The 22361-nt window shown below is 62.5% G+C and carries 21 protein-coding genes and 1 other RNA gene; 12 read left to right on the top strand and 10 right to left on the bottom strand.

What is annotated here, in order from left to right; all coding sequences use genetic code 11:
- Nucleotides 1–18: 18 nt before the first annotated feature.
- Nucleotides 19–633, bottom strand: a complete 615-nt coding sequence (locus tag CO666_RS02785) for a LysE family translocator (protein ID WP_097610636.1) — start codon at nucleotides 631–633, stop codon at nucleotides 19–21.
- Nucleotides 634–728: 95 nt separating this feature from the next.
- Here CO666_RS02785 and pdxR point away from each other — a divergent pair, with 95 nt between their 5' ends.
- A complete protein-coding gene (gene pdxR, locus CO666_RS02790) occupies nucleotides 729–2195 on the top strand; it encodes a MocR-like pyridoxine biosynthesis transcription factor PdxR (protein ID WP_097610637.1) in 1467 nt (488 codons plus the stop codon).
- A gap of 99 nt (nucleotides 2196–2294) precedes the next feature.
- Complete coding sequence (locus CO666_RS02795) at nucleotides 2295–2993, top strand: lysozyme inhibitor LprI family protein (RefSeq protein ID WP_097610638.1); 699 nt, start codon at nucleotides 2295–2297, stop codon at nucleotides 2991–2993.
- Nucleotides 2994–3003: 10 nt separating this feature from the next.
- On the opposite strand, the gene miaA is transcribed toward CO666_RS02795, so the two are convergent.
- Complete coding sequence (gene miaA, locus CO666_RS02800) at nucleotides 3004–3903, bottom strand: tRNA (adenosine(37)-N6)-dimethylallyltransferase MiaA (protein ID WP_097610639.1); 900 nt, start codon at nucleotides 3901–3903, stop codon at nucleotides 3004–3006.
- On the opposite strand from miaA, the gene serB reads away from it, so the two are divergent.
- The 3 genes from serB to CO666_RS02815 are packed head-to-tail and all read left to right on the top strand — an operon-like array spanning nucleotide 3902 to nucleotide 5398.
- Complete coding sequence (serB, locus tag CO666_RS02805) at nucleotides 3902–4792, top strand: phosphoserine phosphatase SerB (protein ID WP_097610640.1); 891 nt, start codon at nucleotides 3902–3904, stop codon at nucleotides 4790–4792. The genes miaA and serB overlap by 2 nt on opposite strands.
- 47 nt (nucleotides 4793–4839) lie before the next feature.
- Nucleotides 4840–5133, top strand: coding sequence for a BrnT family toxin (locus CO666_RS02810; RefSeq protein ID WP_097610641.1), 294 nt, complete (start codon nucleotides 4840–4842; stop codon nucleotides 5131–5133).
- The gene (locus tag CO666_RS02815; protein WP_280951771.1) at nucleotides 5126–5398 is read left to right on the top strand and encodes a BrnA antitoxin family protein; all 273 of its coding nucleotides are present in this window, start codon (nucleotides 5126–5128) and stop codon (nucleotides 5396–5398) included. Before CO666_RS02810 ends, CO666_RS02815 begins: the two co-directional genes overlap by 8 nt.
- 13 nt (nucleotides 5399–5411) lie before the next feature.
- Here CO666_RS02815 and CO666_RS02820 read toward each other — a convergent pair whose 3' ends face one another.
- From CO666_RS02820 to CO666_RS02840, 5 genes are all read right to left on the bottom strand, one after another.
- Nucleotides 5412–7136, bottom strand: coding sequence for a Do family serine endopeptidase (locus tag CO666_RS02820; RefSeq protein WP_097610643.1), 1725 nt, complete (start codon nucleotides 7134–7136; stop codon nucleotides 5412–5414).
- A 205-nt stretch (nucleotides 7137–7341) separates the two neighbouring features.
- A complete protein-coding gene (hflC, locus tag CO666_RS02825; protein ID WP_097610644.1) occupies nucleotides 7342–8301 on the bottom strand; it encodes a protease modulator HflC in 960 nt (319 codons plus the stop codon).
- Nucleotides 8302–8304: 3 nt separating this feature from the next.
- Nucleotides 8305–9387: an FtsH protease activity modulator HflK gene (gene hflK, locus CO666_RS02830; protein ID WP_097610645.1), complete on the bottom strand. Its 1083-nt coding sequence runs from the start codon at nucleotides 9385–9387 to the stop codon at nucleotides 8305–8307.
- A gap of 149 nt (nucleotides 9388–9536) precedes the next feature.
- Nucleotides 9537–10055, bottom strand: a complete 519-nt coding sequence (locus CO666_RS02835; RefSeq protein WP_097610646.1) for a dihydrofolate reductase — start codon at nucleotides 10053–10055, stop codon at nucleotides 9537–9539.
- A 13-nt stretch (nucleotides 10056–10068) separates the two neighbouring features.
- A complete protein-coding gene (locus tag CO666_RS02840; RefSeq protein ID WP_097610647.1) occupies nucleotides 10069–10863 on the bottom strand; it encodes a thymidylate synthase in 795 nt (264 codons plus the stop codon).
- 111 nt (nucleotides 10864–10974) lie between these two features.
- On the opposite strand from CO666_RS02840, the gene ssrA reads away from it, so the two are divergent.
- The 4 genes from ssrA (at nucleotide 10975) to CO666_RS02860 (ending at nucleotide 12554) form a co-directional block, all read left to right on the top strand.
- Nucleotides 10975–11337: a transfer-messenger RNA gene (gene ssrA, locus CO666_RS02845) on the top strand.
- A 128-nt stretch (nucleotides 11338–11465) separates the two neighbouring features.
- Complete coding sequence (locus CO666_RS02850; RefSeq protein WP_097610648.1) at nucleotides 11466–11981, top strand: SspB family protein; 516 nt, start codon at nucleotides 11466–11468, stop codon at nucleotides 11979–11981.
- A 49-nt stretch (nucleotides 11982–12030) separates the two neighbouring features.
- Complete coding sequence (locus CO666_RS02855) at nucleotides 12031–12225, top strand: DUF4169 family protein (protein WP_085738989.1); 195 nt, start codon at nucleotides 12031–12033, stop codon at nucleotides 12223–12225.
- Nucleotides 12226–12335: 110 nt separating this feature from the next.
- Nucleotides 12336–12554 (top strand): ribbon-helix-helix domain-containing protein, encoded by a 219-nt coding sequence (locus tag CO666_RS02860; RefSeq protein WP_097610649.1) that lies wholly within the window; start codon nucleotides 12336–12338, stop codon nucleotides 12552–12554.
- Nucleotides 12555–12564: 10 nt separating this feature from the next.
- Here the strand turns inward: CO666_RS02860 and CO666_RS02865 are convergent, their stop codons facing one another.
- From CO666_RS02865 to CO666_RS02875, 3 genes are all read right to left on the bottom strand, one after another.
- Nucleotides 12565–16257, bottom strand: coding sequence for an AsmA family protein (locus CO666_RS02865; RefSeq protein ID WP_097610650.1), 3693 nt, complete (start codon nucleotides 16255–16257; stop codon nucleotides 12565–12567).
- Nucleotides 16258–16462: 205 nt separating this feature from the next.
- Complete coding sequence (locus tag CO666_RS02870) at nucleotides 16463–17875, bottom strand: FAD-binding oxidoreductase (RefSeq protein ID WP_097610651.1); 1413 nt, start codon at nucleotides 17873–17875, stop codon at nucleotides 16463–16465.
- Nucleotides 17876–18004: 129 nt separating this feature from the next.
- Nucleotides 18005–19039, bottom strand: coding sequence for an aldo/keto reductase (locus CO666_RS02875; protein WP_097610652.1), 1035 nt, complete (start codon nucleotides 19037–19039; stop codon nucleotides 18005–18007).
- Between the two features lie 90 nt (nucleotides 19040–19129).
- On the opposite strand from CO666_RS02875, the gene CO666_RS02880 reads away from it, so the two are divergent.
- The 3 genes from CO666_RS02880 to CO666_RS02890 all read left to right on the top strand — a co-directional run bounded on the left by CO666_RS02880 (nucleotide 19130) and on the right by CO666_RS02890 (nucleotide 22360).
- Nucleotides 19130–20032, top strand: coding sequence for a LysR family transcriptional regulator (locus CO666_RS02880; protein WP_097610653.1), 903 nt, complete (start codon nucleotides 19130–19132; stop codon nucleotides 20030–20032).
- 225 nt (nucleotides 20033–20257) lie between these two features.
- A complete protein-coding gene (locus CO666_RS02885) occupies nucleotides 20258–21352 on the top strand; it encodes an AbrB family transcriptional regulator (protein ID WP_097610654.1) in 1095 nt (364 codons plus the stop codon).
- A gap of 87 nt (nucleotides 21353–21439) precedes the next feature.
- Nucleotides 21440–22360: a LysR family transcriptional regulator gene (locus tag CO666_RS02890; protein ID WP_097610655.1), complete on the top strand. Its 921-nt coding sequence runs from the start codon at nucleotides 21440–21442 to the stop codon at nucleotides 22358–22360.
- The last annotated feature ends 1 nt before the right edge of the window (nucleotide 22361 follow it).

Consider the following 22361-nt stretch of genomic DNA (forward strand, 5'->3'; position numbering starts at 1 on the left):
TGCGGTCCTGAATAGCGGTCAATGTGAAAACAGCAGGCGCGATCCGGCGCCGGCGAAGAAGACGGCGAGACCTCCCTCGATCCATCGCCGCGCACGCGCATAGCCGCGCACCATCGGCGCCGTCGAGAACAGCACGGCATAACCGGCGAAGATCGAAATCCCCAGCAGCACGCAGCCGCCGAACGCCGTGACCGCCATCTCCGGCGAAGCGCCGGGCTTAAGGCCAAGCGACATGATCGCGACCCAGGCCAGAACCGCTTTCGGATTGCCGAGATGCATCAGAACGCCGCGGCGATACAGCGTGCCGACTTTCGCTGGCGGCCTGGCGAACTCACCTGAAGGCCGATCCGGGGCCGCCGCCGAGCGGGCCGCCCTCCAGGCGAGCCAGAGGAGGTAGACCCCACCTGCGATCTTGAGGATCAGCAGAGCGTGGGAATAACGCACGAGGAGTGTCGAGATGCCGGTGACCGCAATCAGCCCCCAGCATGAGGACATGGTGATCACCCCGGCAGCAAGCACCAGCGCCGGTCGGCGCCCCTGGCTCATTGCGACATTCATGATGGCCATGTTGCTTGGCCCGGGACTGCCTGCCGCGATTGCATAGGCGATGTAGACGACGAGAAGATCCTGCATTTGCGGTTTCCGGAAACAATCAATTCGCTTCCTTCTCTTCGAAAACTGGTCCATCATGAAGCTCCATTTTGAGGAAATATTGTGGACCATTTGCAATGTCCAAGCGGCGCAGCACCATCGAAATCCCCTCGCTCAATGCGATCGATCGAACCGCCAATGTCGGCCGCCAGCTTGCCCAGTCCCTGCGCAACGCCATCGCCTGCGGGGAGCTGAGGCCAGGCGAACGCCTTCCTTCGACACGTACCCTTGCGGCTTCGCTGAAAATCGCTCGCGGCACTGTCGTCGAGGTCTTCGATCAGTTGACTGCTGAAGGTTATCTCGAAGCGCGGATCGGAGCTGGAACCCGTGTTGCCGCTCACCTCTTGGATGCAACGCCGGGCCTCCCGTCGGCCCCGGCGATGCCGCCGGCGGCGGATGCCGTCGACCTGCCTTCCCCGGCTGCCCGGTTGATCGCAATCGCCCGTGCGCTCACTCCGCACCCACCCATACCCTTCGCTATCGCCGTCCCGGCTTCCGGTATTGCACCTGACGACAACTGGCGCCGCCTCGGCAATCGTGTGCGCGCGTCGAGACAGGCCGCACCCTCCGGTTACCACGACCCTATGGGCGTGCTCGAACTCAGGCTTGCCATTGCCGACCACGTCCGCCGCTCGCGGGCCGTTCACTGCGAGCCGGAACAGGTCATCGTCACGTCAGGCACGCAGCAAGGCCTCTACATGGCGGGCCGGGTCCTTCTGTCCCGTGACGATCAGGTATGGGCCGAAGACCCGGCCTATCCCGGCCTGACGGCGGTGCTCGACGATCTCGGCGTAAAGACGCACCGTCTGCCGGTCGATGCGCAGGGAATGAATGTGGAACACGGCCTCGAGCTCTACCCGCAGGCGCGCGCCGCATTCGTCACCCCTTCACATCAATATCCGATTGGCATGCCGCTCAGCATGGCCCGTCGCAATGCCCTGATCGCCTGGGCCGATCAAAACCGCGCCTGGATCGTCGAGGACGATTACGACAGCGAGCTGCGTTATGCCGGGCACCCGTTTCCTTCGATGCAGGGGTTGCGTCCGTCACGTGTCATCTATCTCGGCACGTTCAGCAAGGTGCTTTTTCCCGCGCTGCGCCTCGGCTATGTCATCGCCCCTTTCCCGCTCGCAGAAGCCTTCGCCGGCGCCCGCGCCATTCTCGACCGGCATTCGCCGACAGCAGAACAGCATGTTCTGGCGGCCTACATGAGGGAGGGTTACTTCGAAGCGCATATCCGGCGTATCCGCGGACTCTATGCCGAACGGCGCGCCGTCCTGCTGGCGGCGCTCGAGCAAGCCTTGCCTGAGGGATGCCGCGTTCAACCGAGCGACCAGGGCATGCATATTCTCCTATGGCTTCCCGAAGGGGTCGACGACGTAAAGATCGCAGCCCGCGCTCTGTCGGTCGGCCTCGCCGTGCGCGCAATCTCGCCCATGTATGGCGGACAGCCGGCGCGCCACGGCCTGATGCTCGGCTTCGGCGGATTTCCGCTGGAGCAGTTGCAGGCGGCAGTCGGCGAACTCGTCAAACTGCTGCTGTAAACCCCGCCTGAATTAAAGCCCGCCGCATCGAAATCTCGAAAATCGTAACCGATCGGCAATGACGATGTCGGAGACTGCCGACCTTCAGGGAGAGCCTTCATGAGATCCGTCTTGCACTTCATCGTCGTCTGCGGCGCCGGCATCCTTCTCGCGACGGCGGCTGAAGCTGCCGGCTTCGACTGTTCCAAGGCGAGCAGCGCCGACGAAAAGATCGTCTGCGGCGACGACAGGCTTTCTCATCTCGATGAGCTTTTCAACGAACGCTATGCCGCAGCGAAAAAGGCATCGCCCGACGAAGATCTCGTCCACAAGGCCCGCAATTTCCTGGCTGATCGGCGCGATTGCGGCGACGACAAATCCTGCATTCTGAGCGCCTATCTCGCCGTCCTCTGGGAAATCTCGCCCGATAAAAGCGATTTCATGGGAGGGATTTCGGCCCGATCCCTGACAGGCAGCCGATTGCCCGAGACCTCCGCGATCCCTGAAAAAGTCGGGCAATGCGCGGCCACGACGGTCCTCGAGGTTCACCCTCGTCTGGACGATGGCAATGCGCCCGCTGCCGGCGCGGACTTCGACAGCGGCACGGGTATCGACTATGCCAATGATGGCTACCAGGTTTCTTATAACAGAGAGGAAGCGCTGATCAGCTCAAAGCCCGGCGATCCCGTCACCATGTGTCTGGTCGAGATCGATCGGGATTGCGGCCCTGATGACAGCGGGCGGCTGTTCCTCGTCACCAACGACCGCACGCGCGCAAGCTGGATTCTGCCCGACGCCCAGCACAAATGCGGTGGCTGACGGGTTCTCGTCAGCTAGCCGTCAGCCGCTCCCAACTCTCGTCCATCTGGTTGCGGAACCATGTCATCTGCCGCTTGGCATATTGCCGCGTCGCCGCAGCACCCTTCTCCAACACCTGGTCGCGGCTCATCTCGCCCTTCAGCATCGCCGCGATCTGAGAAACGCCGATCGCCTTCATGACAGGCGCCTCAGCGGGCAGCTTAAGCGCCAGCAGCGCCCTCACCTCGTCTTCCGCCCCCTCGCGCAGCATCTTTTCGAAACGGCCGTTGATGCGGGCGTGCAGCACGGCCCGCTCCGGCAGCACGACGATCTTGCGGGCCTCGGCGGCATCGATGACGACAGGTCCCGACCGGCCCTGGAAATCGGCGATCGACCGCCCCGTCGCCTTCATCACCTCCAGCGCCCGGACGACACGCTGCCCGTCCTGGCGATTGAGGCTTGCCGCCATGGCGGGATCGGCCTCGGCGAGTTCCGCATGGAGCCCGTCCGGCCCCTCCACCAGGAGCCGCGTTCGCAACTCTTCCCGCAGCGCCTCCGGAATCTCGGGCATGTCGGAAAGACCGCCGGTCAGCGCCTTGAAATAAAGCCCGGTGCCGCCGACGAAGACCGGCAGCTGTCCGGCAGCCCTGAGCTTCGGCAAGAGCCCCAAGACATCGCGCAGCCAGGCCCCGGTCGAATAGGCCTCACCCGCCGGCACATGTCCGTAGAGATGATGCGGCATACCCTGCATCTCCTCTTCCGAGGGGCGTGCGGTCAGCACCCGCAGCGTGTCGTAGACCTGCATGCTGTCGGCGTTGACGACAGCGCCTCCGTGGCGCCTGGCCAATTCGACGGCGAGCGCGGACTTGCCGCTGGCGGTCGGCCCGGTTATCAGGATCGCGTTCACTGTGCTCAGAAGGTTTTCCATCATGGCTCTCGTTGCCACGCTTGTTGCCAATCCGTCAAATCCCGTGCTGACACCCAGGATCGCCGAACAGGCGGCCGAGGCGGTCAATGCTTCCGGCCTCTACTGGCTGGCCGACGGCATCGCTTGCGATATCGTCCTGCGTGACGGCACCGATGCGCAAGCAGCCGAGGCCAATATTTTCGCCGTCATAACGAGCGCGCCGATCGACCTCGTCATCCAGGAGCAGGAGACCCGCCGCAAGAAGCTGCTGATCGCCGACATGGATTCGACCATGATCGGCCAGGAATGCATCGACGAATTGGCGGCCGAAGTCGGCCTGAAGGAGAAGGTTGCTGATATCACCGCTCGCGCCATGAACGGCGAAATCGCCTTCGAACCTGCCCTGCGGGAGCGCGTCGCCCTGCTGAAGGGCCTGCCGATATCCGTCGTCGATGACGTGATCGCCAAGCGCATCACGCTCACCCCCGGCGGCCCGGAACTGATCGCCACCATGAAGTCGAAAGGTCACTACACCGCGCTGGTCTCCGGCGGCTTCACCGTCTTCACCAGCCGCATTGCCGCCACGCTCGGCTTTGACGAGAACCGCGCCAACACGCTGCTCGAAGATGGCGGCATCCTCTCCGGCTTCGTCGCCGAGCCGATCCTCGGCAAGCAGGCGAAGGTCGATGCGTTGAACGAAATTTCAGCGCACCTCGGCATTTCGCCGAACGACGCGATCGCCGTCGGCGACGGCGCCAACGATCTCGGCATGCTCCACCTTGCCGGCTCCGGCGTCGCCCTCCATGCCAAGCCTGCCGTCGCCGCCGAGGCCGCGATGCGCATCAACCACGGTGATCTCACCGCCCTGCTCTACATCCAGGGCTACCGGAAGACGGATTTCGTTTCCCGATAGCCTCTTGAAATTTACAAATTTGTACGTACAATTTTATTGGATGGGACATGCCGCGGTTTCAATGGAACGACGAGAAAAACCGAACCAACAACGCTAAGCATGGCGTATCCTTCGAGACGGCGCGCCTGATTTGGAATGATCCGCAGTATCTTCTCATTCCAGACGCGGTCTATGACGGCGAACAAAGATGGCTGGCGATCGGCACCGTGGGTTTGGTGACTGTACTACTTGCCGTCCATGTCATCCACGACGCCGAGGATGAAGAGATCATTCGAGTAATCAGCGCTCGAAAGGCGACATCGCACGAGAGAAGACGATATGAGCAATCGACCCTTGACTGACTCGCAGCTCGCCGAACTCCAGGCACTGGAGAAGCTTCGCGACGAGGATATCGACACCAGCGACATTCCCGAGATCACCGACGAACAGTGGCGCCTTGCTCGCAAGGGCAATTTGTACCGGCCACTGAAGCAATCAGTTACCATCCGCCTGGACGCCGATATCCTAGACTGGTTCAAGAGCCATGCGGGCGGACGTGGTTACCAGACGGATATCAATTCCGCGCTGCGCACCCACGTCGCCAAGTATCAAAAAAGGAGCGGCTGACCGCTCCTCTCGCTTATTCCATCGGCACCGCCACAAACCGCAGATCGCCATTCGCCGATGCGATCATCAGTTGGGCGTTGCGGCGGCCTTCCTGTTTCAGGGCCTGCACCTTGGCGGCGACCGCATCCGGTGACTTCATGAACTCCTGCGCCACCTCGACGATCACGTCGCCGGGCTTGAGGCCTTTTTCGGCCGAGGCGGAGCCGGGCGTCACTTCGGTGACGACGACGCCGTCGACGCTCTCGGCAATGCCGAAAGCCTTGCGCGTCTCGGCGCTCAGAAGCGAGAGTGACAGCCCGAGCACGTTCCTCGGCGTGGCCGCATCCGGCGTCACCTGGCCTTTGTGCGGGTCGGGTGCATCCGGCGCCGGCTGCGCCTGATCGCCGCCGTCGGGCTGGTCCATATCATTATTCTCGTCGGGATCCGGTGTAATCACGCCATCGTCCTGCGAACCGTCACCATCGCCGGGTGCTGCCGCCTGATCGCTGTCTTCCAGCCGGCCAAGCTTCACCTTGACGGTCTGCTCCTTGCCGTCGCGCAGCACCACCACGTCGACTTCCTTGCCGACACTGCTTTCGGCCACGACGCGCGGCAGGTCGCGCATTTCGCTGACGGTTTTGCCGTCGAATTTAAGGATGACGTCGCCCGCCTTGATCGAGCCGTCGTCGACCGGTCCGCCCTTGATGACGCCGGCGACCAGCGCGCCCTTGGCGCTGTCGAGCCCGAGGCTGTCGGCGATATCGTCGGTTACCGGCTGGATGCGCACGCCGAGCCAGCCGCGCCGCGTCTCGCCATATTCGCGCAATTGCTCGACGACGCCGGAGGCAAGCTCCGATGGCACCGAGAAGCCGATGCCGATCGAGCCGCCGCTCGGCGAAATGATCGCCGTGTTGATGCCGATCACCTCACCCTTCATGTTGAAGAGCGGACCACCGGAATTGCCCTTGTTGATGGCCGCATCCGTCTGGATGAAATTGTCGTAGGGCCCGGCATTGATGTTGCGGCCGCGCCCGGAAATGATGCCGACCGTCACCGAACCGCCGAAGCCGAACGGATTGCCGATCGCCATCACCCAGTCGCCGATGCGCATCGTGCTGGAATCGCCGAACTTCACCGATTTCAGCGGCGTCTTCGGCTCCACCTTCAGCACCGAAAGATCGGTTTTCGTATCGGTGCCGATCAGCTTCGCTTTCAGTTTCGAACCATTGGCGAAATTGATCTCGATGTCGTCGGCACCTTCGATCACATGGTTGTTGGTGACGATATAACCTGTGGGATCAATGACGAAACCGGAGCCGAGCGAGCTGACATTATGGTTCCCGCCCTTGTTGCCCTGCTGTTTGTTGAAGAAATCATTGAAGAATTCCTGGAACGGCGAGCCGTCTGGCGCACGTGGCGCCGGGCCGGCGCCCTCGTCGTCCTTCACATTCTGCGAGGTCGAGATGTTGACCACGGCATCGAGCAGCCCCTCGGCAAGATCGGCGACCGAAGCCGGACCGTTGCCGGGCACCCCGGTTTGCATCGGCGCGGTCTGCTGCGGTGCGGCGGGTGCGGGCGGTGCGAGTGCGGGAGCAGCCGCCTCAGGAGCAGCCGGTGCCGGTGCAGCAACCCCGGGCACCGTCGTCTCAGCCGCGGCTTGCGCATAGGCGACCCCGTTCATGCCGGCATGCGCAAGAATTGCAGCGCTGGCCATAAGCGCGAGCGTTCGTCTGAAGGGCGAGCGATTCGTGGGGGCCATCAAGCTTCCTCATAGGGGGTAAATGCGCACATTGAGCACCAGCATAAGGCGGAATGATGGAGGGTGAAATCACCTTTTCGCGAAATCCCCGTGCAATGTGATGTGGCCTCGCAAATGCCGGATCATCTCAATCATCCCACGAAAAAAGGGCCGGCACGCGGGCCAGCCCTTCCAGATTGTCGGGATGCCAACGGCATCCTTGGCGTCAGTTCGCCGGCTGAGCGGGTGCTGCCGGAGCAGCCGCACCAGGAACTGCCGCAGCCGGATTTGCCGGCGCCCGCAGGGCACCGGCGGCATTGTCGAAATAGCGGAAGAATTCCGTATTCGGCGACAGCACCAGCGTCGTGTCCTGCGATGAAAGCGCCGAGGAGTAGGCGGCCATCGAGCGATAGAACTCGAAGAAAGCCGGATCCTTGCTGAAGGCGTCGGCGAAGACGCGGTTGCGTTCCGCATCGCCCTGACCGCGCAGGATTTCCGCGTCGCGCTGGGCGCCCGCGGTCAGTTCCACGACCTGGCGGTCGGCGACGGCCCGGCGCCGCTGACCTTCTTCATTGCCCTCTGCGCGGATGCGCTCGGCTTCGGCCAGGCGTTCGGAGCGCATGGCATTGTAGGTGTTGGGCGCAACCTCCGGCGAAAGGTCGGTGCGGCGGATACGAACGTCATCGATATGCAGGCCGAGATTTTCGGCATCCGTGCGCAGGTCGTCGCGGATCTCCAGCATCATCGCGACACGCTCTTCCGAAAGCGCGGCATTGTAGTCACGCAGGCCGTAGACGCGGCGAAGCGATGAATCGAGCTGCGCCCTCAGCCGCGCTTCGGCGGCCTCGCGGTCACCCGAAACCGTTTCGCGGAAGCGGCGCACATCCGAGATATTGTAGATCACGAAGGCATCGACATCGAAGGTCTGGCCGTCCTGAACCTGAACGCGGATATTATCGAGATCGAGCCTCAGCGCCTGCTTTTCAACCAGTTGGACTCGATCAGCATCCATGAAGCCGAAGGGCAGCTTGAAATAGATGCCGGGTTCGGTCTTGACCGACTGGATTTGGCCGAAGCGGACAACGATCGCCTGTTCGCGTGCATTCACCACGAAGATCGACGAATAGAGCCCGACCAGCACGATGGCGAGGATGAGGAGAATGATGGGAAGTCTGTTCGATGTCATGGTTCAACCTCCCTGCTGCGCCGGCTTGCCGAGCTCATTGAGCGGCAGATAGGGCAACACGCCCTGCTTCTCGTCGATGATGACCTTCTTCGAGCTCTTCAGCACCTGCTCCATCGTTTCGATGAACAGCCGCTTGCGGGTCACTTCGGGAGCCTTCGAATATTCGTCGTTGATCGCAGTGAAGCGCTGCGCTTCACCTTCCGCCTCCTTCACGACACGGTCCTTGTAGGCAGCTGCGTCTTCACGGATTCGCGCCGCATCGCCTCGCGCCTGGCCGAGCTTCTGGTTCGTGTAGCGGTTGGCGTCCTCGATCGTGCTATCGCGGTCCCGGCCGGCACGCTGCACTTCTTCGAAGGCATCGGCGACTTCACGCGGCGGCGCCACGTTCTGGATCGTCACGCCGGTCACGGTCACGCCCGCGCCATAGCGGTTCATCGTATCCTGCACGATATTGAGCACATCCACTTCGATCGGCTGGCGATTGCTGCGGAAGGCGTCCTGCGCCGGACGACGCCCGACGATTTCGCGCATAGCGCTGTCGGAAACCTGCTGCAGGGTCTCTGCCGGATTTTCGACGTTGAAGAGATAGGCCTTCGGATCGCTGACCGTATAGAAGACGGCGAACTGCACGTTGATGACGCTCTTGTCGCTGGACAGCATCAGGCCGTTCGAAGACGATGCCGAGGTCGCCCCGATATTCAACTGTTGCACGGTCACCTTGACCGTCTCGACGCTTTCCATCGGCCAGAAATGGAAATGCAGGCCGGGCATCGAGATCTCTTCCTTCGGCTTACCGAACCGCAGTTCGACGCCCCGTTCATCCGGCTGCACCACATAGACGCACTGAATCAGCCAGAAGATGGCGACGATCGCCGCGACGATCACCGCCACGCCGCCGTTGAAACCGCCGGGAACGATGTTGCGCAGCTGGTCCTGGCCGCGCCGGATAATGTCTTCCAGGTCGGGCGGTCCGCCCTTGCCGCCGCCGCGCGGGCGGTTCGGCCCCTGGCCCCATGGTCCCTGATTATTATTACCGCCGCCGCCGCCCCAAGGGCCGCCGCCGCCATTCTGATTGCTCCAGGGCATCAAAACCTCGTTGTTCGTTAAGTCTTCCACGCATCCGGAACCGTGGGGGCTGAGCGGTGGATGCGTTGGTGACCGTTATAGGTATCGCCGCATCGGCTTTCAACGCAACGTGAGAAACTTGGTCAATTTAATTGGAAAATAGTTCATTTTCAGGCGTGACGGCGTTCATAGACGACGAAGCGCGTGGGATAGGTATCCTTCTCGCCGGCCGGGACTGCGATCGTCTCCCCTGCCCGCCAGATATCGGGATCGATCGCCGGGAACGAAGCGTCCCCATCGAGATCGGCTTCGACATGCGTGATGCACATCCGGTCGGCAAGGTCGATCGCCTGTGTATAGACCTGCCCGCCGCCGATAATGCAGATCTCGTCGACGCCGGTTTCCCGCGCCAGCCTTTCCGCCGCCGTCATGGCCTCGGGCAGCGAATGCGCCATCTGCACATCCGGGTGGTCTATCGTTGCCTGCCTTGATATCACCACATTCGGCCGGCCCGGCAGCGGCTTGCCGATCGAGTCGTAGGTTTTGCGGCCCATCACGACGGGCTTGCCCAATGTCAGCGCCTTGAAGCGCTTGAGATCGCTCGAGAGCCGCCAAGGCATGTCGCCGTCGCGGCCGATGATGCCGTTGCGGGCAACGGCAACGACGATGGTCTTGTGGATGTCGGCCATGAATTTTCCCGGATCAGACGGCAATCGGCGCCTTGATGCTGGCATCGGCCTCATAACCGATCAGCTCGAAATCGTCGAAGGTGAAGCCAAAAATGTCCTTCACATCGGGGTTGATGCGCATGAAGGGCAGCGGCTTCGGCCGGCGCCCCAGCTGCAGCTTCGCCTGGTCGAAATGGTTGTGATAGAGATGGGCATCACCGAGTGTATGGACAAAATCGCCAGGCTTCAGCCCGGTTACCTGAGCCACCATCATCGTCAAAAGCGCATAGGAGGCGATGTTGAACGGCACGCCGAGGAAGATGTCGGCCGAGCGCTGGTAGAGCTGGCAGGAGAGCTTGCCGTCGGCAACGTAAAACTGGAACAGGCAATGGCAGGGCGGCAGCGCCATCTCGTCCACTTCCGCCGGGTTCCAGGCCGAGACGATGTGGCGGCGCGAATTCGGGTTGTTGACGATGCCTTTGACGAGATTGGCGATCTGGTCGATATGGCCTCCATCAGGCGCCGGCCAGGAGCGCCACTGGGCGCCGTAGACCGGCCCGAGATCGCCGTTTTCGTCGGCCCATTCATCCCAGATCGAAACGCCGTTTTCCTTGAGATAGCGAATATTCGTCTCGCCCTTCAGGAACCATAAAAGCTCGTGAATGATCGAACGCAGATGCAGCTTCTTCGTGGTCAGCACGGGGAAGCCTTCCTGGAGATCGAAGCGCATCTGGTAGCCGAAGACAGACCGCGTGCCGGTACCGGTGCGGTCGCCCCGGTCGGAGCCCTTTTCCATCACATGGGTAAGGAGATCGAGATATTGCTTCATGTCGCGCTGATTCCGTTTCGGTTAATTTAAGCCTCCAGCGGCAGGAAACCAATCACCGGCAGGCATTTTCCCAGTATTTCTGACGGGACGCATAACGCTTTTATGACGTTTGCCCTTTCCTTGGGCTGAGGAAACCACTATATCAGCCTTGCCGGCTTTCGGGCCGGCTATGGCGATAAATGAGCGGTGTAATAAACCTATTGGACCCGGGGGCGGTACCCGGCGCCTCCACCAAAAACCGGCGGCCTTGAAGGCCGGCTTTTGATGGGGGCGAAACAGGATCGACAAGGGTGTAAAGATCGACTTTTTGCTCGGCATTGTACCGCCGTTATCGGGCTAAAATTGTAGTTGCAAACGACAACTATGCGGAAGCTCGTCTCGCTGCTTAATCGCAGTGTGACACTTCAAATCAAGCCCTAGTGGTTCGCACCTCTAGGCGGGGTCCGAAGGCACCTGGCAACAGAAGCCTTCACCTTCTCCCTGCCGCCGAAATCATGTATGCTGCTGAAAAACGTGACTCGGCTCCGGTCTTTCCCAAGGCGCCCGGACGTGGCATATAACCGTGTGAAAAGACTTCCGAACCGACGAAAGACAGGAAAAGCATGGGGCAGGATCATATCCGCTACGACATTCTGGCACAGGATGCACTTCGCGGCGTCATCCGCAAGGTTTTGGCGGAAGTCGGAGCGACGGGCCGCCTGCCGGGCGACCATCACTTCTTCATCACCTTCCTCACCGGCGCTGCCGGCGTTCGCATCTCCCAGCACCTCAAGTCGAAATATCCCGAGCAGATGACCATCGTCATCCAGCATCAGTTCTGGGATCTGAAAATCACCGAGACGCATTTCGAGATCGGCCTTTCCTTCTCCGACGTTCCGGAAAAGCTGGTCATCCCGTTCAATGCGATCCGCGGTTTCTACGACCCCTCCGTCAATTTCGAGCTCGAATTCGACGTGCCGTTGGCCGATGGCGAGGAACTGCCGTCAGGCGAGATCACCGCCTATCCTGTCGACGCGGCAGGAAAGCCCGATGAGGCCGCGGCCGCAAAACCCGCCGACGGCGAGGAAAAGAAGCCAGGCTCCGTCGTCTCGCTCGACTCTTTCCGCAAGAAGCAGTGATCTGAGGGAGGCCAAGCCTCCCTTTTTCATAGGGAATTCAGGCAACCGCATGAGCGCCGAAATCGTCAATCTGCGCCAGTTCCGCAAGAAGCAGGCCCGCTCCGAAAAGGAGAAACAGGCCGAGCAGAACCGCATTTCCTTCGGCCGCACCAAGGCCGAAAAGCAACTGACCCGCAGCCTGAACGAAAAGGCCGACAGGGCTCATCGCGATGGACGGATCGAGACGGATGACGACGGCGCGTGACGGCTTCACCGACTGCTTAGTTCAAAGCCGGAATGGAGTCTGCGATCAGTCACTTGAGCGGGTTTATTGAATCGATCTGCCAACCCATACCCTGGATGTGAAGCCGCTTCATGATCCGCAAGCATTCGGCGACACTGCACGGCCATCGCACCAGTTTCTCACTGGAAGATGAGTTCTGGGACGAGTTGAAGACAATCGCCGCAAGCCGTTCGATGCCGCTTGCCGCCCTGATTTCCGAAATCGACGATCACCGTTCTGCCGACAGCAATCTGTCCTCGGCGCTGCGGCTCCATGTTCTCGCCTGGATAAAGGCGGGCGGCCGGCCATGACGACCGCGATCTATTGGGCCTGAACGCCCGGCAATTGGTCGAAGTTGAGTTGGCCCGGCTGTCCCTGCTCGCCGCGCCGCGCCGCCTCCGCCTCCGCGGCCGCTCTGGCTTGCGCTTCCGCCTTCGCCTTGGCTTCGGCCTCCGCCGCGGCCTTTTGTTCGGCCGCAGCCTGCGCCAATGCGCGCAGCCGCTCTTCCTCCGCCTGCCGTTGTCGCTCCATTTCGGCGGCCTTGACGCGCTCGGCGTCGTTGAACCGGTAGAGCGCCGCCTCGCGGCGCAGCCGCTGCTTTTCGAGCACGATCGCTTGCAGCCGCTCGACACGCCGGCGCTCGCGCTCGAAGGCGCGCAGCGACAGATAGCTGGTGATATCGGTCACATCCATCGTCTTGCCGGGCGACGGCAGCATGCCGGAAAAATTCAGCCTGAGCGCCGGCTCGGCGCCGGAAAGCACCTCCGCGCCGGGATTGAGCCCGACGCCCAGCGTGGCGCTGATCCGTTCCTCCGGCAGCGCAATCTGCGCATCGGCAGTGATGCGGGCGAGATCGTTGGCGACCGTGACATTCTGCACGCGCAGTGTCCCGTCGGTGATATTGAAGGGGATGCCGAGCGGTGGCAGCTTCGCCTCGCCGTTGCTGAGCAGCGTCTCGACGATCGGGTGTACCTTGCCGGCATTGATCTGCTCCTGCATCGTATCGGTCGCGGCAAGCAGCGGCGGAAGGATGGCAAGGTTCAGCCCGCGTATGCTGGTATCGCCGAGCCTCAACTCACCCGAACCGTTGAGCGAGCCGGCGATTTCGCCGACCGTCTTGCCCGAAGCCTCCATCGAAAGCGACAGGCCGAACTTGCCGTTGGCGATTGGCGCGCCGTCGCGCAGCCAGACGACACCGGAGAGATCGGAATCGGCAAGCGCGAGCTTCGTCTGCACGAAACCGGTGCCGTCGGCATTGGTGAACAGCAAATTGCCGGAGAGCTTTCCGCCGTCCCAATTGCCGGCCATGTCGTTGAGCTGCAACTCGTCGCCCTTATAGGCGACGTTGCTGGTAAAGTCGGACACCGCCGTTTCCGGCAGGCCGGGCCAGAACTGCTTGGCAGTCAATTTCACGTTGACGTCGAGATCCTTGAAGACGGGCAGCCCGAGCGGCGCCGTCGTCAGCGCGCCATTGGCAGGATCGACGATCTGGCCGAACACCGCCTCTCCAAGCCAGCCGGCATCCGCCTTGGAGAGCGTCAGCGCACCGCTGGCGGTCGTCTTCGCAGCCTCCCGGTCGAAGCTCAGCGCGCCTGAAAACTCGTTGTCGGCGGCATGGCCCTTGAGGTCGGAAAAGACAATCTTGTCGCTATCGATGCCGGCATTGACCTGCAGACCGAACGGCAGCCCGGTTCCCGTCTGCGGCAGGGCGATCCCGTTCATGATCAGATAGGGGTCGATATCGGCGCTGTCGAGCGAAAGCGCGATCTTGCCGTTCATGAAAGTCTCCGGCCGGACATCGACCTTGCCATTGGCGGTGAACGAGGTCCGGTCGGTCGCAAAGGTCAGCGCGGCATCGGCGGGGTCGTTGTCCGATGCCTTTACCTTCAGCGTCAGGCGGCCGTTGGCGCCGACATCGACCGGCAGCGGGTCGAGCCCGGCCTGCCCGAACAGGATGGATGGCACGGCATTTTCGAGCGTCGCCTCGAGGCTCGTGGTCCCGTTGCCGGTCAGCGCCAGGAGATCGGACATGCGGTAGTCGAGATTGACGCGGCTGCCGTTCGACACGCCGGCGAGCGTCACCGTCAGTGCGTTGCCCTCGTCGCCGCCGAGCGTCAACGCGCCGCGCAGCGCCGTATTGCCGTACCAGCCGGCATTGCGCACCAGCCGGTCGAGCACCGGGTGATGCGGCAGGTGCTCACGCAGCATGGTGAAAAAGCCGCCGGGATCGGCCGATTTGAAGGTGATCTCACCCGCGCCCTTATAGTCGAGCAGCGAGCCTTCCGCCCTGCCCGTTGCCGTCAGTTCGGCGCCGGCGATATTCTTGATCGACAGCCGGTCGACGGCCAGCGCCCCGTCGGCGATGGTGAAGGTGGTCTCGACATTCTCGGCATCGACGCCGAAGGCCGTGAACTTGTCTGCCTTGAGCTGGGCGGCGATCTTGTGGTCGAGCACGTTGTCACCGGCATCCTGGCCGGTCATGAGACCGCTCAGCGCCTGCAGCGCGTCGAGATCGAGGGTGTCGCCGTTCAACGCCACAGACAAGGTCGGCGTCTGGCCGGAGATTGCCTGCCGCTCCAGCCGGCCCTTCAGCGTCGCCGGTCCGATGGCGATCTCGAGATTTTCGAAACGCTGCAATTCGTGTGTCAGGCTGACGTTGGCGGAAAAGCCGGCCTGCCGCAATTGCCGGATGGCCGGATCGACCGAGCCGGCAAGCCAGGAGGCAAGTCCGGTCGGCTGGCTGGAGGCGACCACGATCTGGCCGTTGAACGAGGGGGCGCCCTGAAGCAGCAGCTTGCCCTTGCCTTCCACCTGCGTACGCCCCGGCAGCGTCCCGGTGGCGCTGTCGATCATCCAGCCGGTACCGGCCGGCTCCAGCTCCAGCTGCACGTCGCGCAGTGTCGTATCGCCGGCGACGATCGCCGGCAGCTTGACACTCGCTTTGCCCGGCACCTGCGGGATCGGCACCTGCGCGATGACATCAATCAGCGAGCTCAGCCGCTGGCGTGCCGAAACCGCCGCATCGCGCGTCGTCTTGCCGGACGCGCCCTGATTGCCGATGCGATTGACGTCGATCTGCTGGCCGTCGGCAGTCAACAGGAATTCCGGCGCATTGCCGGTATCGAGCGTCGCCTCGCCAGTTATGACGTAGGGATCGTCCGTCGGGCCGATCTCCATCCTGTATTCGGGAATGCGGATGCGTTCATTGGTGAGCTCGAAACGGCCCTTGACGCGCGGCGGCTGCTCGTTCTTGTTGGCGGACTTGGCCATGTTGCGGTTTTCGATCGCCGCCGAAAGCTGGCCCTGATAGTTCGGTTTGCTGTCGACGAGCTTCAGCTCTCCGTCGAGATCGATGCTGACGGGGTGCTTGTCCGGCGAAAGTTTCGTGCGCATGCGCAGCACGCCCTTTTCGTCCGGCTGACTGCTGGAAATCGAAAATTTGCCGTGGTCGCCGTCGAGCGCCGCATCGCCCTCGATGCGCCAGGGGCCGGCCAGCGACTTGGCCGACATTTCCGCATTGAGGCCGGTGATGCGGCGCGAGCGGCCCAACTGATCGTCGATGAACTCGACTTCGCCGCCATTGACATGCACGTTTTCGAGAACGACGGTTTTTGCCGGTATTTCCGCGCGGCTGCCGTGCGTCCAATCGAGCGTGCCGTCCTTGAGCAATCTCAGGCGCACCTTCGGATTGACGACCCGCATGTCGAAGATCAGCGCCTCACCCGACAGGAAGGGCGCGAGCTCCGCATCCATGGAAAACTGCTCGACCTTCACGATCGGCGTGCCGTCCGCTTCCTGGCCGACGCGCACGTCATGCAGCGTCACCGACGGAAACGGCAGCAGGCGTGCATCCACTGTGCCGTAGACGGTGACTTTCTTGCCGATGATGCGGCTCGCCTGATCCTCAAAATTCTTGCGGAAATCCGTCCAGTCGATGAATAGCGGCGCAAGCAGCGCCATAAACAGCACTACGACGATCACTCCCCCCAGAAAGACGAGGAACCGGCCTACCAATGCAAGGAGTCTCCATTCGGGATTGTGTTGCCGACTCTAGAGCATGATGCCGAAAAGTGTGCGCGATTTTCGGACGACATCATGCTCTAACTCTTTAATTGAGAACAGGATTCGGACTTATGCCCGATCGGCCTAAATCCAAATCCTGTTCTAGCGCTATTCATGCCGGGAGCAAGGCCCAAGTTCATGAGAATATTCCGCGCTTTCAGCCATGGTGGAAAATCTTGCCGGGATTGAAGATATCGTCCGGATCGAGCGCCTGTTTCACCTGTCGCATCAGATCCACGGCGCCTCCGAGCTCCTGTTCCAGAAACGCCATCTTGCCTTGCCCGATCCCGTGTTCGCCGGTGCATGTCCCGTCCATGTCGAGCGCCCGCCGGTTGAGCCGCTGCACGAAGCTCTCGGCCATGGCGATGTCTTCCGCGCTTTTGTCGTCGAACAACAGCAGCACATGGAAGTTCCCGTCGCCGGCATGGCCGACGATCGGTCCCAGCAGCCCGTGCGCCTCGATATCCGCCTGCGTTTGCGAAACGCAATCGGCAAGCCTCGAGATCGGAACACACACATCGGTCGAAAGTGCGGCAAGCCCGGGCGCCAGCGCCCTTGCGGCCCAATAGGCATCGTGGCGCGCCTTCCAGAGCCTCGTCCGCTCCTCGGCGTTGGCGGTCCAGAGGAATTCGCCGCCGCCGCACTCCGCGGCGATCTCGCCAAAGGTTGCCGATTGCAGCGGCACCGTCTCGTCGGTGCCGTGGAATTCGAGAAAGAGCGTTGGGCTTTCGGCGTAGGAAAGTTTGGAATAGGCATTGCAGGCCCGCATCTGCACCGTATCGAGCAGTTCGATGCGCGCCACCGGAATGCCCATCTGGATCGTCATGATGACGGCATCGCAAGCGGCCTTGATGCTCGGAAAGGCGCAGGCCCCGCCGGCGATCTTCTGCGGGATCGCTTGCAGGCGCAGCGTCACTGAGGTCAGAATGCCAAGCGTGCCCTCGGCGCCGACGAAGAGCCGCGTCAGATCGTAACCGGCCGAGGATTTGCGGGCACGCCGGGCGGTGCGGATCTCCTCGCCATTGGCGGTGACGGCGGTAACGGCAAGCACATTGTCCTTCATTGTCCCATAGCGCACGGCATTGGTGCCGGAAGCCCGCGTCGAGGCCATGCCGCCGATCGAAGCATTGGCACCGGGATCGATCGGGAAGAACAGGCCGGTATCGCGCAGATGGATGTTCAGCGCCTCGCGCGTCACACCCGGCTCGACGGTGCAGTCGAGATCCTCCGGATTGACCTCGAGCACCCGGTTCATGCGGCTGAAATCGATCGAAATACCGCCATTGGCGGCATTGACCTGGCCCTCCAGCGAGGTGCCGACACCGAAGCCGATCACCGGCACCTTGTGGGCGGCACAGACCTTGACCGCCGCCTTCACGTCCTCGGCACTCTCGGCAAACAGCACGCCGTCCGGCAACTGCGGCGGGATGTAAGTGGTCGTGTGGGCATGCTGTTCACGGAAGGATTGACCGGTCTGGAAGCGTTCGCCGAAGCTCTGCTTGAGAATGCCGAGCACGGCTGATATCCCCGCCTCGTTGCGTATGCCGGCCTTCGCGTCCTTGAGCGCCATCCCTTTGATCTCCCTGCCATTCCGCAGAAACCATATCGTGTTTCGCTGGGTATGCGGCAAGTCAAAGCGGCTGTCCAGTTAAGAATGGGGAAGATTTCATTCCCCTTTTGTTATACGCCAGTGCGTCGTCTAGACGATCGGTGGATTGAGCCGCGCAAAACCTTCCTGCCGCCGATAGGGGAAATAGGGATAGGGAGCCGTCACGGCGCTGACGGCGTCGAGCCTTTCGATCTCATCCTTCGACAGGCTCCAGCCGACTGCGCCGAGGTTCTGCCTGAGTTGCTCCTCGTTGCGGGCACCGATGATGACGCTCGATACGGTCGGCCGGCCGAGCAGCCAGTTGATGGCGATCTGCGGCACCGTCTTTCCGGTCTCGGTGGCAATGGCATCGAGGACCTCGACAATGTCGAACAGTTTCTCGTCGTCGACGGGCGGGCCGTATTGCGCAGTCTCATGCAGCCGGCTTGCCTGAGGCAGCGGCTGGCCGCGGCGGATCTTGCCGGTCAACCGCCCCCAGGCGAGCGGGCTCCACACCAGGGCTCCGACACCCTGATCGGCGCCGAGCGGCATCAGCTCCCACTCATAATCGCGTCCCGCCAGCGAATAATAGACCTGATGGGCGACGTAACGCGGATGGCCATCACGTTCAGCGGCCGCGAGTGACTTCATCAGTTCCCAGCCGGAGAAATTGGAAACCCCAACATACCGGATCTTGCCTGACGCCACGAGACCGTCGAGCGTCGATAGCACTTCCTCGACCGGCGTCGAGGCATCGAAAGCATGGAGTTGCAGCAGGTCGATATAATCGGTGTCGAGCCGGCGCAGCGCATCCTCCGTTGCCCGGATCAGCCGCGCCCGCGACGTGCCCCAGTCCTGCGGCCCCTCACCCATCGGCAGCGCCGTCTTCGTCGAGATCAGCACGGCATCACGCCGCCCACGGATCGCCTGACCGAGCACCTCTTCGGAAGCGCCGGCGGAATAGACGTCGGCCGTGTCGAAGAGATTGACGCCGGCCTCGAGGCAGATGTCGACGAGCCGCCGCGCCTCTTGCGCATCCGTCGTGCCCCAGGCGCCGAATAGCGGGCCGCTGCCGCCAAACGTGCCGGCCCCGAAGCTCAGCACCGGCACCCTCAGGCCCGATGCGCCAAGATTTCTGTATTCCATGATTCAATCTCCTGTTTTTTAAGAGATAGATCCGATCGGATTGATGATATAGATTGCCTTAAAGCATATCATCTATGATTTGAATTCATCATGAGCCGTCAGGACATCAATCGATCGGGCGAAATGGAAGTTTTCGTCAGCGTCGTCGAGCGTGGTGGTTTTTCCGCTGCCGCGCAAGTGAAGCGCATGACGCCTTCAGCCGTCAGCAAGCTCGTCGCCCGGCTGGAGGCGCGTCTCGGCGCCCGCCTCGTCAACCGCTCAACCCGCAAGCTGCAACTGACGCCGGAGGGCTGCGCCTTCTACGAGCGCAGCATCGCGATCCTTGCCGATATCGCCGAGGCCGAACGTCAGGCTTCGTCAGGCGAACAGGCCTCGGGCCGCATCCGCATCAACACCAGTGGCTCCTTCGGCAATCATGTGCTGGCGCCGCTCCTGCCCGCCTTCATGGCGCTTCATCCCGCCGTGACGCTCGATGTTGCCCACACCGACAGGGTCGTCGACCTGATGGAGGAGCGCGCCGACGTCGCGATCCGCACAGGCCCCTTGAAGAACTCCAGTCTCATCGCCCGCAAGCTCGGCGCCACCCGCAAGCTCATCGTCGCCTCCCCCGATTATCTCAAGCGTCACGGCGAGCCGTGCACGATCGCCGATCTCCGCCGCCACTGCCGCATCGGCTTTTCCTACGCCCGCGCCGTCGAGGGCTGGCCGCTGCGCGAGGGCGGCGAGATGGTGACGGTGCCGATCACGCCGGGCGTGCAGGTCGGAGACGGCGAAGCCATGCGCCATCTCGCGATTGCCGGCGCCGGTCTCGCTCGCCTTGCCGCCTTCACCGTGCGCGCCGATCTCGAAGCCGGCCGGCTGATACGGGTGCTGGAAGCGGCCAATCCTGGCGACACGGAAGAATTCTACGCTCTCTATATGGGCCAGGGCGGACCACTGCCGGCGCGCGTGCGCGCCCTGCTCGATTTCCTCGTCAGCCATGTGCGTCTCTGATGAGATAACAAGGACTTGCGGCGGCGGCTTGAATCAAAATCGCATGACAGATCGCCGGGAAGCCAGATTTCGCACCAGATTTCGCAATTGACCGCGCTCGCGGCAGCCGCCTATACCGAGGCCGCGCCGACCGGCCCTTCAGCCGGCCTCTCTTCGTCATGCCGGAGCTTCCTCCCAATCTTCAGCCTGAGGGCTTGGCACCGGCCGGGAAAGATACGGGGATTCATGTCACTCAGCCATGCACGCCGCCTGCTGCGGGATGCCGGCCTGCCGAAATGGGCGTTACTACTCGCGCTGTCCACCGCCTTCACCGTCTTTCTCGAACTCTTCGCCCTGCCCGCCTCGCTGCTGATCGGACCGATGGTCTCCGCCATCGTGCTGGCGCTGACCGTCGGCAAGGGAAAGCTTCGCATACCGCTTCAGCCGCTGCAGTTCGGCCAGGTCCTCGTCGGCCTGATGATGGCGCGCACCATCACCCCTGATATTCTCGGCGCCATGGCGAAGGACGCGCCGCTCTTCCTGCTGTTCGTCTTCTCGGTTATCGCCATCGCCACCGGCCTCGGCTGGCTTCTGACACGCTGGCAGGTCCTGCCGGGAACGACCGCCGTCTGGGGTTCTTCGCCGGGTGCGGCCTCGGCCATGGTCATCATGTCGGAAGCCTATGGCGCCGATGCCCGTCTCGTCGCCTTCATGCAATATCTCAGGGTCGTCTTCGTCGCCGTCGGCGCTTCGGTGATCTCACGCCTTTGGGTGGCCGCAGACGGTACCCAGCCGCCGCCGCTCGTCCTCTTTCCCCCAGTCGACTGGCCAGCCTTTGCGGCGACGATCGCCTTCGCCGGCTTTTGCGCCTATGGCGTGCGCCGCCTGCGCATCCAGGGCGGCATGATCATCGTGCCGCTCTTCCTCGGCGCCTTCCTGCAGGGCATCGGCCTCCTGAAGATCGAGCTGCCGATGTGGCTGCTCGCCATCGCCTATGCGCTGGTCGGCTGGAGCATCGGCCTGCGTTTCACCCGCTCGATCATCACCCACGTCGCGCGCGCCCTGCCGAGGGTGGCAGCCTGCATCGTGCTGCTGATGGCGCTTTGCGGCTGCATGGCAGCGGCACTTCACCATTTCGCCGGCATCGATCCGCTGACGGCCTATCTCGCCACCAGCCCCGGCGGCGCCGATTCCGTCGCCATCATCGCCGCGTCAAGCGATGTCGACGTGCCCTTCGTGATGGCGATGCAGACCGGCCGTTTCCTGGTCATCCTGCTGATCGGGCCGGCGCTCGCCCGCTTCATCGCCCGCCGGTCCGGCCTTGCGGAAAATCCCGCCTAAGTCCGGAAATCGTCAGCGCACCTGGCCCACTAGCCTCACGCCCGGTTATTCCCTAAATTGCTTCAATGAACTTCACTGTGCTGAAAAATGGATAACTCAGGACTGTCTCTCGACAGAATGCGTACCTTTGTTCGCGTCGCCGAGCGAGGCAACCTCTCTACTGTGGCTAGGGAACTCGGCATCGGTCAATCCACCGTAACGCGGCATCTCAATGAACTCGAGGACGCGGTCGGTGTGCCTCTCCTCAGCCGAACCACGCGTCGTGTCACCCTTACGGACGAAGGCAGCCGCTATTATGCGAACTGCCTTCAGGTATTACGCCTGGTCGAGCAGGCTGCCGAGGAAGCCAGGAATGCGCGTCGCGCGGCCGCAGGCGCAGTCAGGCTTTCGTGTACTGCAGCGCTTGGCGTGATGCACATCACCCGCCTGATCTTCGAATTTCAGGACCAGCACCCTGATATCCGCGTCGACCTCAACTTGACCGACGAGCGCATCGACCTGGTACGCGAAGGCGTTGACCTGGCGATCCGGCTTGGACCTCTCACCGACAGTTCCATGAAGCTCCATGCGCTCGGAAAAAGCCACCGGCTGCTGGTCGGCGCTCCGGCCTATTTCTCCGCTCATGGGCGGCCGGAGCGCCCGGACGATCTCTCGCGACACGAAACCATCATAATGTCCAATGTGGCCGGGAGCGATCAGATCGCTCTCTCCTCCCGCCATGGCGAGAATCTGACGGTTCCAGTCAATGGGAGGCTGCGCGTCGATCACGGGCTTGCGGCGCGCGAAGCCCTTGCCGCAGGGCGCGGCATAGGTCCCACCCACCTTTGGCTGGTCCACGATCTCTTGGACGACGGCCGGCTCGAGGTCGTGCTCGAAGACTATCGTCCGTCGCCGGTCCCGCTGAGCCTGCTCATCGTGCCCGAGCGTTCCGCTCTTGCCCGCGTTCGCCTTCTCACCGACTTTCTTGTCGCCGAGATTTCCAAACTGCCGGGAATTCGGCAATCGTGAT

This window comes from Rhizobium chutanense, from assembly GCF_002531935.1.
Taxonomy (GTDB): Bacteria; Pseudomonadota; Alphaproteobacteria; order Rhizobiales; family Rhizobiaceae; genus Rhizobium; species Rhizobium chutanense.